The following is a 15,217-nucleotide window of genomic DNA, read 5'->3' on the forward strand; positions in this document are numbered from 1 at the left end:
TTACAGGCTACCAGCCGTACGGCGGCTGGTTTTTCCGGCCGAGGTCATGGTTTTACTGCTTTGCCTGCCGTCGATACTTTCCAAACGCATCTGGAACGGAGGGAACGGCATATCAATGCCATGTTCGCGGAAGCCCGCCAGGATCAGCTGATGCATCTCATGGCGCAGCGGCATGCGATGCCCCATCTCCGCGGCAAAAATACGCAGCTCGAAAATCTGGATCCCCTGCTGCAGGTCGACGAGAAACGCCTCCGGCGCCGGGGTATCGATGACCAGAGAGCAGCGATGCGCCGCGGCAATGAGAATTTTCGTGACCTCGTCGGTATCGGCGTCCACGGGGGCCGGCACCGTCAGCACCACGCGGGTGACTGAGTCCGACAGCGACCAGTTGATAAACTGTTCGGTGATGAAGGCCTTGTTCGGCACGATAATCTCTTTCCGGTCCCAGTCACTGATGGTGGTTGCACGGGTATTAATGCGGGTGACGCTGCCCGTCAGGTCGCGAATGGTGACTGTATCGCCGATGCGGATCGGCTTCTCAAACAGGATAATCAGGCCGGAGATAAAGTTGGCGAAGATCTCCTGCAGGCCAAACCCGAGACCCACACCCAGCGCGGCGACCAGCCACTGCAGCTTCGACCACTCAATACCGATCATCGAGAAGCCCACCAGCCCGCCGACGAGCATCAGCAGATATTTGGTGATGGTGGTGATGGCGTAGCCGGTGCCGGGCGTTAAATCGAGATGCTGGAGGATCGCCAGCTCCAGCAGCGCGGGCAGGTTGCGCACCAGCTGAGTGGTGATGATCAGCACCAGAATGGCAATCAACACCGCGCCAAGCGTGATCGGCTCAAGGCTTTCCACCCCTTGTACCGTCGAGGTCACGTCCCACAGCGAGATATTCTCAAGGAAGCCAAACGCCGAGTGAATTTCCGACCACAGCACGATGACCGACAGCAGCGCGATCAGCATCAGCAGGGAACGCACAAGCCGCAGCGACTGGGTACTGATGGCATCGAGATCGACCTCGCTGACCTCCGTCTCCACCGACCCCTCCGGACTGCTGACGTGAACGGGCTCATCTTCGCCGCGGGCGCGCTGGGCGAGAATTTCCGCGCGACGGTGGCGGGCCCGGTCGAAGGCCAGCCGGCGGCGCTGGATCAGCATCCAGCGGCGGATGATGTGATAGACCACCAGCAGCAGGAACCAGATGGCGACCGAGGTTTCCAGACGCGCAAGCAGCGCCTGGGCGGTGGCGAGGTAGCCGACGGCGGCCGCCAGCATGGCCACCAGCGGGGCGCCAAGCATCAGGTTCCACAGCAGGCGGTTCACCATATTGTCGCCATTCCCCTCTTTATCCAGATAGAGCGGAATACCGGCGTGCTTAAGGCTCAGGGTAACCACCGCCAGCGCGCCGCAGATCAACAGGAAGCACAGGCGGCCCAGCGAAGCGGAGAACTCGCGGTCGTTAAGATTATCAAACATGATCAGCGCCATAATCAGCGGCACAATCAGCCCGATGCTCATCAGGTAGTAGCGCATCGCTTTCGCCACGCGGTTACGCGGCCAGCCGAAGTGGGCGATAAACAGCCCGTTTGGCCGGGCGAAGGTGGCGCAGATCATCACCACCCACAGCAAAGGCACGGTCGCCGTGACCCCATCGCCTATCGCCACCGCCAGCGGGAAGGGCCAGGCGGACTGCAGGCCATAGCCGAGCGTCATCCACAACACCGGCAGCGGCGAGGCCACCAGTATCGACCAGAAGACCGTGCGCAGCGTCAGCCAGAAGTGATCCTGGGTGACTTTCCCCACCCGGGCGCTGGAGCGCTCAAGGAAGCGGGTGAAATGGCGTCGGGAGCTGATGCTAAAGCCAACCAGCAGCAGGGCGGCAAACAGCGGCAGCAAGGTCTCTTTGCTGGTGAGCATCATCGCGCTGGCTTTGCCCAGCTCGCTGATGGTATCCAGGGAGATCAGACGCCGTAGATCCTGGACAATCTCCAGCGGCCAGGAGAAGCCGATGGGGCTGACGTCCGAAGTCCAGAACAGATAGCGGTGGGTCGCTTCGTTGATCTCTTTCAGCGCGTCTTCCAGCTGGCCGTTGGCGACCTTCAGCTTAGTGAGCTCCAGCATCAGAGTATCGCCGCCGCGCAGCAGCGAGTTCAGCAGCTCGTTCTGCGTGCGCAGCTGCGCCTGCAGGATCTTGTTCTGCTCGCTGGTCAGCGGTTGGCCGTCGGCCTGACGGATCTGCCGCAGCTGTGGTTGCTTACTGAGTAAATCTTCAAAGCGCAGACGCTGCACGCGCAACTGTGCCATTTCCGTATCCAGCTGCTGTGGGCGAGGGCGTTCCGGCAGTCGCGCCACCTGGGCGCGTAAGGCTTCACCCAGCAGGTTGGAAGAGCCCAGCCACTGCGATTGCTCGCGCAGGGTGTTTAACGCCTGGCGCACCTGCAGCGTTTGATTCGTCGCCTGCCGCTGCTGGGAGGCCACCAGATCCATGCGCTGCGCCTGCTGGTTCAGCGCCTGGGAGAGCTCCCGGTTGACCTTGAACTGCGCGGTGATGTCCGGCGGCAGGTTTTCACTGTTCTCCGCCAGCAGTTCGGTGCTCTCCAGCGCCTTTTCCGCCTCCCGCTGGCGCTGGCTGTTCTGTAAATTGCGCAGCGCCTGCAGATAGGCATCCAGTTGTTCGCTCTGCTTTTGCGCCAGCTCGGAACGGGCGCGCGACAGCTCCTGGCGGTTGTTGGCGGAAAGCTGGGCGAGGTCGAGTTCATCCACCAGCGCCTTCAGGCGCGCCGATTCCGCCTGCAGGGCAAGATTTTGCGCCTGGGCGAGAGCATTGTTGCCGGTTTGCGTGCCGATGCGGCGCTCAACCTCATTGAGCTGACGACGGGCATCGGTTTGCTGTTGCGGCAGCTGGTTCAGGGAGTCGGCGATTTCACGCGCGCGATCCTGCTCCTGCTGCGCCTGGCGGCTCGATTCCAGCAGCTGGCTGCTGACCTGCAGGATCTCCTGGTTCAGCGCATCGGCGGTCAGGCCGGTTGGCACCTGGCGCGGTTCTTCGCTCAGATTGTTGAGCTGGGAGCGCAGGCTTTGAAACAGTTTGGGGAAATTATCGATAACGTCCTGATACTGACGGGCGCGCTCGAGGGACGATTTTTGCTCCTCAAGCGCGTTCAGCGCGGACTGCAGAACTTCAACGGTTTCAGGCTGGGCGGGCTTTGCCGCCTTCGCCTGTTCCAGTTCCTGGGTTATCTGTTTAGCATCCGGGGCTGTCGCAGCGTACGCCCCGAAACTGAGGCTCAAGGCCAACAGGAAAGTGTATATCAGGCGCACGGCATAACCCTTTTTGCTGAAGAATTAACCTTGGTCTTGTGTATCGTCAACCAGCGGGCTGGCGCGGTGTTCGGCGCGGATCTCTTCTTCCGGTAACGGCGCGGGTTCAGCAGCGGTGCTGGCTTCCACGGCGGTCGCCAGCGGTTGGCCGATTTTAGTCACGGACAGGCTTTGCAGCGAGTCGACCAGCTTCACCTGGCCCGGGGCAAACAGGTTGATCACGGTGGAACCCAGTTTGAAGCGGCCCATCTCCTGGCCTTTCAGCAGGGCGACGGAGCCTTCGCTGTCGCCAGCGGGCCAGGTCCAGCGTTTAATAATGCCTTCGCGCGGCGGGGTCACGGTGCCGGACCACACGGTCTCGATGCTGCCGACGATAGTCGCGCCCACCAGAATTTGCGCCATTGGGCCAAACTCAGTATCAAACAGGCAGATGACGCGCTCGTTACGGGCGAACAGGTTAGGCACATTCTGCGCCGTCAGATGGTTAACCGAGAACAGGTCGCCAGGGACGTAGATCATTTCGCGCAGGATGCCGTTGCACGGCATGTGCACGCGGTGATAGTCGCGCGGCGACAGATAGGTGGTGGCGAAGCTGCCGTTACGGAACAGGTCGGCCATTTGATAGTTGCCGGCCAGCAGGGCTTCCAGGCTGTAGTCATGACCTTTGGCCTGCAGGATTTTATCGTCTTCAATGGCGCCAAGCTGGCTGATCACGCCGTCTGCCGGCATCACCAGCACGTTGGGATCGGTATTCAGCGGGCGAACGTCGTCGCGCAGCGGACGCACAAAGAAATCGTTGAAGGTGCGATAAGCCGCGGTATCCGGCTTCTGCGCCTCTTTCATATCGACCTTGTAGTATTTCACGAACAGATCGATGACCAGTTTCGTCAACCAACCTGCGCGTTTGCTCGCACCCCAGCCTGCGAGGCGGGTGAGCCACAGTTTAGGCAGAATGTATTGCAGTGAAAGTTTAAGATCGTTTAACAAAGTAGCCTCCAGGCCATGATATGTCGTTCCTGACCCCGCCCGCGGGCGGGGTCCTGAAAAAAGGGGACGATTCTATACGTAAACCTCGCCAAATGGCATCCGCGTTAGTCGCAGTTTGACCGCGTCCTGGCAGAGCCTGACGTGATGCTCAGCTTAATGATCAGTCATCGGACGAGGAAAAGTTTTTACGCGTTTTTACCTGTACCTGCTCCATGCTTTCGAGGATGCGGTGGTAGTTCTCAAAACGGCTTTCGGCGATCTTGCCGTTCTCTACCGCTTCGCGAAGCGCACAGCCAGGATCGTTATCGTGTTTACAGTCGCGGTATTTGCAATGGCCTAAATAATCATGGAATTCGACAAAGCCATGGGTGATTTGTTCCGCTTCCAGATGCCAGAGGCCAAATTCACGAACGCCCGGCGAATCAATCACATCGCCGCCGTGCGGGAAGTGGTAGAGGCGCGCCGCGGTGGTGGTGTGCTGGCCTAAGCCGGAAACGTCCGAGACATCATTGGTGAGGATTTGATCCTCATTCAGCCCCAGCAGGGCATTCAGCAGACTCGATTTACCGACCCCGGACTGCCCGGCGAAAATGCTGATGCGGTCGGTCAGGGCCGCTTCCAGCGGCTTGAGACCGTCCTGAGTCCGGCTGGAGACCATGAGCACGCGGTAGCCGATATTGCGGTAGATGTCCATTTGCTCATTGACGAAGCGCAGGCCATCGTCATCCAGCAGATCGATTTTATTCAGGACGATCAACGGCTCGATATCCTGCGCCTCGCAGGCCACCAGATAGCGATCGATAATATTCAGCGACAGTTCAGGCAGGATCGCGGAAACCACCACGATCTGATCGATATTGGCGGCGATAGGCTTCACGCCGTCGTAAAAATCCGGACGCGTCAGGACGGAGGCGCGCTCGTGCACCGCTTCGACGATCCCTTTGACGTTTACGCCGTCGGCGGCGTCTTTACCCGGCCGCCAGACCACGCGGTCGCCGGTGACCAGCGAACGGATTGTCCGGCGAATGTTGCAGCGATGGACGCTACCGTCAGCGGATTCGACGTCGGCATGCATACCAAAGCGACTGATGACAATGCCTTCCGACGTTTCGCCAAACAGGTTGTCATCGTAGTCGGCCTTCTCCGCAGTGGTTTTCAGGCGGCGCTGGTGGTTGGCGTTGACGCGGCGCTGCTGGCCTTTGGAGAGTTTATTTTTACTCAATCGAACTGGCTCCTGGTCGCCCTGATGGGGCAAAACCTCTATGATACACGCTATTTTAGATGAATATAGTCACGCAAGAAGGGTGGAAAATAGCATGAGTGCAAATGAAAACAACCTCATTTGGATCGATCTTGAGATGACAGGGCTGGATCCGGAGCGCGATCGCATTATCGAAATCGCCACCCTGGTGACCGATGCCAACCTGAACATTTTGGCTGAAGGGCCGACTATCGCCGTGCATCAGTCGGATGCTCAGCTGGCATTAATGGACGAGTGGAATGTGCGGACGCATACCGGCAGCGGACTGGTGGATCGCGTGAAGGCCAGCGCCGTCAGCGAGCACGATGCCGAACTGGCGACCATTGAGTTTCTTAAGCAGTGGGTGCCGGCAGGCAAGTCGCCGATCTGCGGCAACAGCATCGGCCAGGATCGTCGCTTCCTGTTTAAGTACATGCCGCAACTGGAAGCCTATTTCCACTACCGCTATCTGGACGTCAGCACGCTGAAAGAGCTGGCTCGCCGCTGGAAGCCGGAAATTCTCGACGGCTTTAAAAAGCAGGGCACCCATCAGGCGATGGACGATATCCGCGAGTCGGTTGCCGAGCTGGCCTACTATCGCGAGCATTTCATTAAGCTGTAAACCAATACCGGGCCTGGTGCGGCCCGGTACATCTTTCTGATTATTTAAACCACTTTTGCTGCATCTGCTGGAAGTCAGGCGTCGCCATGACTGCGGTCAGGGCATCGTTGATGGCATTCAGCAACTCCGGATCGTCTTTGCGCACCGCAATCGCATACTGCTTACCGTAATAAGCCGGGTCGGTGGCCCGCTCATCCATGATGGCGTAGTCAGGGTTCTCTTGTTGCCAGGCGTCAAGGGTGGCGAAGTCGCTCATGACGCCGGTTATTTCGCCGGCTTTCAGCGCGGCTAAAGCGCTGGCGACGTCGTCGTAAGGGATCGCCTGCACGGCCTTCTGCTTATTGCGCAGATAGTGCTGGTGCAGCGTGCCTTTCACCACGCCGATTTTTTTGGCTTTCAGATCGGCAAAGGTATGGGCGACATCTTTATTGACGATCACCACCCCGGAGAGGGCCTGTCGATAGGGGCGGCTAAAGGCGACCTGCTTCTCGCGCATTGGGATCACTTCCATACCGGCAATCACCGCATCAAACTTCTTAAAGCGCAATGCCGGGATCAGGGTATCGAAACGCTGCGCCGTAAACTGGCACTGCGCCTGCATCTGCTGGCACAGGGCGTGAGCGAGATCGATATCGAAGCCGACGGGCTGATTTTTGCCGTTGGCGGTGACAAACGGCGGATTGGCCGTGGTAGTGCCAAAATGGAGCGTCTCGGCTGACGCGGTTCCGATGGCCAGCGTGCTCAGCAGCAGGACGGTGAGGACTTTTCTCATGCTAATTCCCTGTTTGGCGTCGTGGTGGCCACGTTATACGTCGCGCCACCGCACTATGATGCGAGCGATTTTGCGTCATTCAGCCGGGCGGAAAAAGCAATTTTGCCCGTTATGACGCTTATTTATACAATTCAGCGGCGTAGGTGGCGAGAAAATGTCCATTTAAACAAAAAACGCAAAAAAGTGATCGTCAGGGGGTTGCAGGGGCATCGAATTCTCGTATAATGCGCCTCCCGTAACGACGCAGAAATGCAAATTACGACGCCATCAAAATATGGCAAAAAAAGCAGTAACGCGGGAATAGCTCAGTTGGTAGAGCACGACCTTGCCAAGGTCGGGGTCGCGAGTTCGAGTCTCGTTTCCCGCTCCAAAATTTGAAAGCACCATCCTGATCACAGGGTTTCAACTCGCAGATGCGAGGCGAAAGCCGAAGATTAAGCGGGAATAGCTCAGTTGGTAGAGCACGACCTTGCCAAGGTCGGGGTCGCGAGTTCGAGTCTCGTTTCCCGCTCCAAAATTTGAAAGACATACCACACCAGTCGCAGTATTCAGGTTGCTACACGGTAGCTTGAATGACGATGATTAAGCGGGAATAGCTCAGTTGGTAGAGCACGACCTTGCCAAGGTCGGGGTCGCGAGTTCGAGTCTCGTTTCCCGCTCCAAATTTTCTTCCATCTCTTATTTATCCACAGTGCAATCCAGCGCCGGGGATGATTTTCATTTGATATCCAGAAATACTGTGAACAGAGTTATCCACAGGTTGTCGTTCCGTCTTTGACGGCGTAAATGCTTCGCTTTGTAAATAGTATCTTTATATACCATTGAAATTTAACAATTAAATTTCATTTCGAAATGTTAATCCGATCACTTGACCTCGGTCTGCGCCTTGAAACGCAATGTGTTTTAGATTTTATTCACAGCCTGTGAATGAATCAGGCGTCGCGCGGCAAGCCTTTCTCTACTACCCTGACCAGACGTAATTTTTTCGGCAGTTGTACTTCGACGGCGTCGGCGTTCCGCTTGTTTATTTGCTCAGCGATAGCCCATTCGATGTGCTCGTCGAGAAGCGGGTGCTCACCCCGGCGACTCTCCAGCGCGCGAAGATGGGCTTCATCCCAGGGCGCATTGCCCAGCGCGACGGCGATATTGCGCAGCCAGCGCAGGTGGCCAATGCGACGAATCGCCGACCCTTCGGTTACCTTCAGAAACCACGCTTCGCTCCAGGCGAACAGCTCCACCAGCGGTGGCGCATGCAACGCTTTGCGTGGACTGAAATCCTCTTCATCGGTGAGCTGTGAGAAACGGTTCCACGGACAGATCAACTGACAATCATCACAACCGTAAATACGGTTGCCGATAAGCGGACGGAACTCCTCCGGGATAGAGCCTTCCAGTTCAATGGTGAGATAGGAGATGCAGCGCCGGGCGTCGACGGTGTAGGGCTCAACGATGGCGCCGGTGGGGCAGATGGTCATGCAGGCGACGCAGCGTCCGCACTCCTCCGCAACCGGGCTGTCGACCGGTAGAGGCAGATCGATCAGCAGTTCGCCGAGGAAAAAGAATGATCCCGCGTCGCGGCTTAAGATAAGTGAGTGCTTACCTGTCCAGCCAAGGCCCGCTTTTTCTGCGATTGGCCGCTCCAGGATAGGCGCGGAATCGACAAAAGGTCTAAAATTGAGCGAAGCACACTGTTCCTGAATCTTCTCCCCCAGTTTTTTCAGGCGATTACGTAGCAGCTTATGATAATCACGCCCGAGGGCATAACGGCTGACGTAACCCAGTGCGGGATCTTTCAGGGTGCGGGCAAAGGCGGCGTTGGCGGGCAGATAGTTCATCCGCACGCTGATAACGCGTAACGTACCGGGCAGCAGTTCGTGGGGACGGGCGCGCATCATACCGTGACGGGCCATCCACTCCATTTCGCCGTGGTATTGTTTATCCAGCCATGCCTGCAGTTTGGGTTCACTAGCGCTGAGGTCGGTATCGGCGATACCCACCTGCTGGAACCCGAGCTCTGTGCCCCACTGTTTGATTTGTTGCGCTAACTGAACGAGATCGAGGGGCTGTGACATGATGGACCATACAATGACGAAAAACCCTGACAGTATACCATACAACATTTGGCCTGCGGAGGCGCTGCGCCTGGCCGAACGAGAGGCGGCGGACAGCCTGGGGCTGACGCTGTTCGAACTGATGCAGCGCGCGGGCGAGGCGGCCTTTCAGCTGGCCAGCCGCGCTTATCCCGCCAGCGCGCACTGGCTGATCCTCTGCGGACATGGCAACAACGGCGGCGACGGATATGTTGTCGCGCGTCTGGCACAGGCCGCGGGGCGGCGGGTGACGCTGCTGGCGGTAGAGAGTGACAGCCCGCTGCCGGAAGAGGCGCAGGCGGCGCGGGAGGCGTGGCTTAACGCCGGCGGCGTGATCCATGCGGCGACTATCCCGTGGCCCGACGATATCTCACTGATTATTGATGGCCTGCTCGGCACCGGTCTGCGCAGTGCGCCGCGCGATCCCGTCGCGGCGCTCATCCACCAGGCGAACCACCACCCGGCGCCGGTGGTGGCGCTGGATATCCCTTCCGGCCTGAATGCGCAGACCGGCGCGACCCCAGGTGCAGTGGTTCAGGCCGACCACACCCTGACCTTTATCGCCCTCAAACCCGGGCTGCTGACCGGCAAGGCGCGGGATGTCGTCGGGCATCTCCATCATCATGCCCTTGGGCTCGAGCGCTGGCTCGCCGGGCAAAGTACTCCCCTGACGCGGTTTTGCGCCGCCCACCTCGCCGACTGGCTGCCGCCGCGGCGGGCCACCTCCCATAAGGGCGATCACGGCAAGCTGGTGATTGTCGGCGGCGATCGCGGCACAGCAGGCGCTATCCGTATGTGCGGTGAAGCGGCCCTACGCAGCGGTGCAGGGCTGGTGCGAGTGCTTACTCACCCGGAGAACGTGGCGCCCATTGTCACCGTGCGGCCGGAATTAATGGTAGATGAACTGACGCCCCAGACCCTGAAAGCCGCGCTGGAATGGGCTGATGTGGTGGCGATTGGCCCGGGTCTGGGGCAGCGCGAATGGGGGCGCAGCGCCCTGCGCACGGTGGAAAGTTTTAACAAACCGATGGTCTGGGACGCTGACGCGCTGAACCTGCTGGCATTCAATCCCGATAAACGTCACAATCGCGTGTTAACGCCGCACCCCGGCGAAGCGGCCCGTCTGCTGAACGTTAGCGTGGCAGAAATTGAAAGCGATCGCTTACTTTCTGCGCAGCGTCTGGTAAAACGGTATGGTGGCGTGGTTGTGCTGAAAGGCGCAGGCACGGTGGTGGCCAGTGAAAGCGGGGCGATGGGCATTATCGATGCCGGCAATGCCGGGATGGCCAGCGGCGGGATGGGCGATGTGCTTACCGGCATTATTGCCGCATTGTTAGGACAGCACCTGACGCCGTATGATGCAGCCTGTGCCGGGTGCGTCGCTCATGGCGATGCCGCCGACCGGGTGGCCGCTCGCGAGGGCACCCGCGGTATGCTGGCGACCGATCTCTTTTCCACGCTCAGGCGTGTTGTTAACCCGGATGTGATTGACGTAGACCATGATTAACCGAGTGATTCCTTTACCCGATGAGCAGGCCACGCTGGCCCTTGGCGACCGCATCGCGCAGGCCTGTACCGGCGCCACCGTGATTTATCTGTATGGTGATTTAGGCGCGGGGAAAACGACCTTCAGCCGCGGATTTTTGCAGGCGCTCGGTCACCGCGGCAATGTCAAAAGCCCAACCTATACCCTGGTGGAGCCGTATACCCTCGAGAATCTGATGGTATATCACTTCGATCTCTACCGACTGGCGGATCCTGAGGAGCTCGAATTTATGGGGATCCGTGATTATTTTGCCGACGATGCCATCTGCCTGGTGGAATGGCCGCAGCAAGGCGCAGGTGTCCTGCCTGACCCGGATGTTGAAATTCACCTTGATTACCAGGCACAAGGGCGTGAGGCGCGTATTACCGCGATCTCCTCACGGGGTGAATCTTTACTGGCGCGTTTAGCCATTTAGCCTGAAGGATGACGGGATGAAGTATCGCATAACCACCTGGCTTGCCGCTGCGCTAATGCTCTCGAGTCTTCACGCCACTGCGGCGAGTTTATCCGATATCCAGGTCTCCAACGGAGACCAGCAGGCCCGTATTACCCTAAGTTTTGTCGGTGAGCCGGAGTACTCCTTTACCCCACAGGGTAAACGTCTGGTCGCGCTGGATATCAAGCAGACCGGCGTATTGCAGGGACTACCGCTGCAGTTTAGCGGCAGCAACCTGGTGAAGAGTATTCGCGCCGGTACGCCGCAGGATACGCAGACGCTGCGTCTGCTGGTGGATTTGACGGAAGATGGTAAAACGCGAGCGGTGAAGCAGCAGAACGGGGCGAATTACACGGTGGTCTTTACCATCAACGCCGACGCACCGCCGCCACCGCCACCGCCACCGCCGCCTGTGGTGGTGAAACGGGCTGACCCGCCGCCAGTGATGCCTTCCCGGACGGCGACGTCAGGGCGTAACCCGTTCAGCTCGTCGGGTCATGAACGGCAGACGGCGATGACCTCCTCCCAGCCGGCGATGACCAACAATCAGACCGTGACTCGCCCGGCGGCCCGTACGGTGTCGGCGGATGATAAGGTGATTATCGCCATCGATGCCGGACACGGCGGTCAGGATCCTGGCGCAATTGGTCCGAATGGCACCAAAGAGAAGAACGTCACTATCGCTATCGCGCGCAAGCTGCGGGCGTTACTGAACGCCGATCCGCAGTTTAAGCCGGTGCTGACCCGCGACGGAGATTACTTTATTTCGGTGATGGGCCGCTCTGACGTAGCGCGTAAGCAAAACGCCAACTTCCTCGTCTCTATCCATGCTGATGCCGCGCCAAACCGCGATGCGACCGGCGCCTCGGTGTGGGTGCTCTCGAACCGTCGCGCCAACAGCGAAATGGCCGGTTGGCTCGAGCAGCATGAGAAGCAGTCTGAACTGCTCGGCGGGGCAGGCGACGTGCTGGCGAACAGCCAGGCCGACCCCTACCTGAGCCAGGCGGTGCTGGATCTGCAGTTCGGTCATTCCCAGCGCGTCGGCTACGATGTGGCGACCAACGTGCTGAGCCAGCTGCAGCGCATTGGCAACCTGCACAAACGCCGCCCGGAGCATGCCAGCCTCGGTGTATTGCGCTCGCCGGATATCCCGTCGATCCTTGTGGAAACGGGCTTTATCAGTAACAACGGTGAAGAGCGGCTGCTGGGGAGCGATGATTACCAGGAGCAGATTGCGGAGGCGATTTATAACGGCCTGCGCAACTACTTTATGCAGCATCCGCTGCAGTCGGCGCCTCGCGGCGAGGCGGCGCAGACCGCCAGCGCCGCAGCGCCAGGCGGGATGTTGATTAACTAAGGAGCAGGGGATGCCGATTCAGGTTCTGCCGCCGCAGCTCGCCAACCAGATTGCCGCCGGCGAAGTGGTGGAGCGGCCCGCGTCGGTGGTAAAAGAGCTGGTTGAGAACAGTCTTGATGCTGGCGCTACGCGGATTGACATTGATATAGAACGCGGCGGCGCGAAGCTCATTCGCATCCGCGATAACGGCAGCGGCATCAAAAAAGACGAGCTGGCGTTGGCCCTGGCTCGTCATGCGACCAGTAAGATCGCCTCGCTTGACGATCTGGAGGCGATTATCAGCCTCGGCTTTCGCGGCGAAGCGCTGGCCAGTATCAGTTCGGTGGCGCGCTTAACGCTGACTTCGCGCACGGCGGAGCAGCAGGAAGCCTGGCAGGCTTATGCCGAAGGCCGCGATCAGGCGGTAACGGTGAAGCCGGCGGCGCACCCGGTCGGCACCACCCTGGAAGTCCTCGATCTGTTCTACAACACGCCGGCGCGGCGCAAATTTATGCGCACCGAAAAAACCGAGTTCGGCCACATTGACGAGGTGGTGCGCCGCATTGCGCTGGCGCGCTTCGACGTCACCATTAACCTCAACCATAACGGTAAGGTGATACGACAGTATCGGGCAGTGGCGCAGGATGGCCAGCGGGAGCGGCGGCTGGGAACCATTTGCGGCGCCGCTTTTCTCGAACATGCGCTGGCGATCGAGTGGCAGCATGGCGATCTGACCCTGCGCGGCTGGGTTGCCGATCCGCTCCATACCACCCCGGCGCTGGCGGAAATTCAGTACTGTTACGTCAACGGCCGGATGATGCGCGACCGGCTGATCAATCATGCTATCCGCCAGGCCTGTGAAGACAAGCTGGGCGCCGATCAGCAGCCGGCGTTTGTGCTGTATCTGGAGATCGATCCCCATCAGGTGGATGTGAACGTCCATCCGGCCAAGCATGAGGTGCGTTTCCATCAGTCTCGCCTGGTGCATGACTTTATCTACCAGGGCGTACTGAGCGTGCTGCAGCAACAGCTTGATGCGCCGCTGGCGGAAAAAGACGACCCGCCGACGCCGCGCCAGATGCCGGAGAATCGCATCGCCGCAGGCGGCAACCAGTTTGCTCGGCCGTCGGAAGCGCGTGAACCGGCAACCCGATTCAGCATGACATCGTCGCGTGAGCCGGCTGCCTCCGGCGGCAGTTCTGGCGGCGCGAGCTGGCCGCATGCGCAGCCCGGTTACCAGAAGCAGCAGGGCGCGCTTTATCGTCAGTTGCTCGACACGCCCGCCGCTCCGCGACCCGCGCAGCCGTCCGCCGCCCCGGCGGAACTGGCTGGTCACAGTCAGAGTTTTGGCAGAGTGCTGACGATTGTCGGCGGCGATTGCGCGCTGCTGGAGCGCGAGGGCAGTCTGGCGCTGCTGTCGTTGACCGTTGCCGAGCGCTGGCTGCGCCAGGCGCAGTTGACGCCGGGTACGGAAGCGGTATGTGCCCAGCCGCTGCTGATCCCGTTGCGGTTAAAAGTCACGGAAGGGGAGAAGCGGGCGCTGGCCGCTGCGCAGTCGGCGCTGGCGCAGTTGGGGATCGAGCTTCATACCGATGCCCTGCACGTGACGGTGCGCGCGGTCCCTTTACCCTTAAGACAACAAAATTTACAAATCTTGATTCCTGAACTGATAGGCTACCTGGCGCAGCAAAACGCATTCGACGTCGGCAACATCGCCCAATGGATGGCGCGTAATCTGACGAGCGAACAGGCGTCATGGAATATGGCGCAGGCGATTGCGCTGCTGGCGGACGTCGAACGTCTTTGCCCGCAGCTGGTGAAAACGCCGCCGGGCGGCCTGTTACAACCTGTAGATCTCCATTCGGCGATGAATGCCCTGAAAGATGAATGATGTAACCGAGGCGAGCCTGCCCAAGGCAATTTTTTTAATGGGCCCGACGGCCTCAGGTAAAACCGCGCTGGCGATAGCCTTACGTAAAGTTTTGCCAGTAGAGTTGATTAGTGTTGATTCCGCCCTCATTTATCGGGGAATGGATATTGGCACTGCCAAACCGGATGCCGCGGAGCTTAGCGCTGCGCCGCACCGGCTGCTGGATATTTTGGATCCCGCAGAAGCCTATTCCGCGGCTGATTTTCGCCGCGACGCGCTGGCGGCGATGGCCGATATTGTCGCCGCCGGGCGTATTCCGCTGTTAGTCGGCGGAACAATGTTGTATTTCAAAGCGTTGCTGGAAGGATTGTCGCCCTTACCGTCGGCTGACCCAGAGGTCAGAGCGCGGATTGAGCAGCAGGCCGCAGAGCAGGGGTGGAACGCGTTACATCAGCAATTACAGGAAATTGATCCCGTGGCTGCTGCGCGTATTCATCCAAATGATCCGCAAAGGCTTTCCCGGGCACTGGAAGTTTTTTTCATTTCGGGTAAAACTTTAACGGAACTGACGCAAACGTCAGGAGACGCTCTGCCATATCAGGTGCATCAGTTCGCCATCGCCCCGGCGAGCCGTGAACTGCTCCATCAACGCATAGAACAGCGTTTTCATCAGATGTTAGCTTCAGGTTTTGAAGCAGAAGTACGGGCGCTTTTTGCCCGCGGAGATTTGCATACGGATATGCCTTCCATCCGTTGTGTTGGATACCGCCAGATGTGGTCATACCTCAATGGCGAGATCCCTTATGATGAGATGGTTTATCGAGGTGTTTGCGCCACGAGACAGTTAGCCAAACGTCAGGTCACCTGGCTGCGCGGTTGGGAAGGTGTGCACTGGTTAGACAGTGAACAACCTGAACAAGCGCTCAACAAAGTATTACAGGTTGTTGGTGCGAGCCAGAACTGAACGTGTACAATTGAACGGTATCGT

Annotated in this window: 11 protein-coding genes and 3 tRNA genes; 9 read left to right on the top strand and 5 right to left on the bottom strand. The window is 59.0% G+C overall.

Annotated features, from left to right (window positions below; translation table 11 throughout):
* The 3 genes from mscM to rsgA all read right to left on the bottom strand — a co-directional run bounded on the left by mscM (position 1) and on the right by rsgA (position 5,539).
* A complete protein-coding gene (gene mscM / locus SPE70_RS01810; protein WP_022064597.1) occupies positions 1 to 3,330 on the bottom strand; it encodes a miniconductance mechanosensitive channel MscM in 3,330 nt (1,109 codons plus the stop codon).
* Positions 3,331 to 3,354: 24 nt separating this feature from the next.
* Positions 3,355 to 4,317, bottom strand: coding sequence for an archaetidylserine decarboxylase (gene asd / locus SPE70_RS01815; RefSeq protein ID WP_012969117.1), 963 nt, complete (start codon positions 4,315 to 4,317; stop codon positions 3,355 to 3,357).
* A gap of 160 nt (positions 4,318 to 4,477) precedes the next feature.
* Positions 4,478 to 5,539 (bottom strand): small ribosomal subunit biogenesis GTPase RsgA, encoded by a 1,062-nt coding sequence (gene rsgA, locus SPE70_RS01820; protein ID WP_008807202.1) that lies wholly within the window; start codon positions 5,537 to 5,539, stop codon positions 4,478 to 4,480.
* 94 nt (positions 5,540 to 5,633) lie between these two features.
* Here rsgA and orn point away from each other — a divergent pair, with 94 nt between their 5' ends.
* Entirely contained in the window at positions 5,634 to 6,179 is a 546-nt protein-coding gene (gene orn / locus SPE70_RS01825; protein WP_004206435.1) for an oligoribonuclease, read from the top strand.
* A 40-nt stretch (positions 6,180 to 6,219) separates the two neighbouring features.
* Here the strand turns inward: orn and SPE70_RS01830 are convergent, their stop codons facing one another.
* Positions 6,220 to 6,951, bottom strand: a complete 732-nt coding sequence (locus SPE70_RS01830; RefSeq protein WP_032731766.1) for a transporter substrate-binding domain-containing protein — start codon at positions 6,949 to 6,951, stop codon at positions 6,220 to 6,222.
* A gap of 294 nt (positions 6,952 to 7,245) precedes the next feature.
* Between SPE70_RS01830 and SPE70_RS01835 the strand changes: the two genes are divergently transcribed.
* From SPE70_RS01835 to SPE70_RS01845, 3 genes are all read left to right on the top strand, one after another.
* A tRNA-Gly gene (locus SPE70_RS01835) sits at positions 7,246 to 7,321 on the top strand.
* 68 nt (positions 7,322 to 7,389) lie between these two features.
* Positions 7,390 to 7,465 (top strand) — tRNA-Gly (locus SPE70_RS01840).
* Between the two features lie 72 nt (positions 7,466 to 7,537).
* A tRNA-Gly gene (locus SPE70_RS01845) sits at positions 7,538 to 7,613 on the top strand.
* Positions 7,614 to 7,883: 270 nt separating this feature from the next.
* Here the strand turns inward: SPE70_RS01845 and queG are convergent.
* Entirely contained in the window at positions 7,884 to 9,023 is a 1,140-nt protein-coding gene (gene queG, locus SPE70_RS01850; protein WP_008807198.1) for a tRNA epoxyqueuosine(34) reductase QueG, read from the bottom strand.
* Positions 9,024 to 9,036: 13 nt separating this feature from the next.
* Here queG and nnr point away from each other — a divergent pair, with 13 nt between their 5' ends.
* The 5 genes from nnr to miaA are packed head-to-tail and all read left to right on the top strand — an operon-like array spanning position 9,037 to position 15,193.
* Positions 9,037 to 10,548: a bifunctional ADP-dependent NAD(P)H-hydrate dehydratase/NAD(P)H-hydrate epimerase gene (gene nnr, locus SPE70_RS01855; protein WP_023323501.1), complete on the top strand. Its 1,512-nt coding sequence runs from the start codon at positions 9,037 to 9,039 to the stop codon at positions 10,546 to 10,548.
* Positions 10,541 to 11,002 (top strand): tRNA (adenosine(37)-N6)-threonylcarbamoyltransferase complex ATPase subunit type 1 TsaE, encoded by a 462-nt coding sequence (gene tsaE / locus SPE70_RS01860; RefSeq protein ID WP_012543113.1) that lies wholly within the window; start codon positions 10,541 to 10,543, stop codon positions 11,000 to 11,002. The genes nnr and tsaE overlap by 8 nt, the downstream gene beginning before the upstream one ends.
* A 16-nt stretch (positions 11,003 to 11,018) precedes the next feature.
* Positions 11,019 to 12,380, top strand: a complete 1,362-nt coding sequence (gene amiB, locus SPE70_RS01865) for an N-acetylmuramoyl-L-alanine amidase AmiB (protein ID WP_032731770.1) — start codon at positions 11,019 to 11,021, stop codon at positions 12,378 to 12,380.
* A 10-nt stretch (positions 12,381 to 12,390) separates the two neighbouring features.
* On the top strand, positions 12,391 to 14,250 hold the full coding sequence (gene mutL, locus SPE70_RS01870) for a DNA mismatch repair endonuclease MutL (RefSeq protein WP_043875915.1): 1,860 nt from the start codon (positions 12,391 to 12,393) through the stop codon (positions 14,248 to 14,250).
* On the top strand, positions 14,243 to 15,193 hold the full coding sequence (gene miaA / locus SPE70_RS01875) for a tRNA (adenosine(37)-N6)-dimethylallyltransferase MiaA (protein WP_002885652.1): 951 nt from the start codon (positions 14,243 to 14,245) through the stop codon (positions 15,191 to 15,193). The genes mutL and miaA overlap by 8 nt, the downstream gene beginning before the upstream one ends.
* The last annotated feature ends 24 nt before the right edge of the window (positions 15,194 to 15,217 follow it).

Origin of the sequence: Klebsiella sp. ZJOU C1 (genome assembly GCF_035620215.1) — a bacterium.
GTDB classification, from domain to species: Bacteria; Pseudomonadota; Gammaproteobacteria; order Enterobacterales; family Enterobacteriaceae; genus Klebsiella; species Klebsiella variicola.

Excerpts from the sequence above, each read along its gene's own strand:
- orn (WP_004206435.1), top strand. The coding sequence starts at position 5,634 with ATGAGTGCAAATGAAAACAACCTCATTTGGATCGATCTTGAGATGACA.
- SPE70_RS01830 (WP_032731766.1), bottom strand. The coding sequence starts at position 6,951 with ATGAGAAAAGTCCTCACCGTCCTGCTGCTGAGCACGCTGGCCATCGGA.
- queG (WP_008807198.1), bottom strand. The coding sequence starts at position 9,023 with ATGTCACAGCCCCTCGATCTCGTTCAGTTAGCGCAACAAATCAAACAG.
- nnr (WP_023323501.1), top strand. The coding sequence starts at position 9,037 with ATGACGAAAAACCCTGACAGTATACCATACAACATTTGGCCTGCGGAG.
- tsaE (WP_012543113.1), top strand. The coding sequence starts at position 10,541 with ATGATTAACCGAGTGATTCCTTTACCCGATGAGCAGGCCACGCTGGCC.
- amiB (WP_032731770.1), top strand. The coding sequence starts at position 11,019 with ATGAAGTATCGCATAACCACCTGGCTTGCCGCTGCGCTAATGCTCTCG.
- mutL (WP_043875915.1), top strand. The coding sequence starts at position 12,391 with ATGCCGATTCAGGTTCTGCCGCCGCAGCTCGCCAACCAGATTGCCGCC.
- miaA (WP_002885652.1), top strand. The coding sequence starts at position 14,243 with ATGAATGATGTAACCGAGGCGAGCCTGCCCAAGGCAATTTTTTTAATG.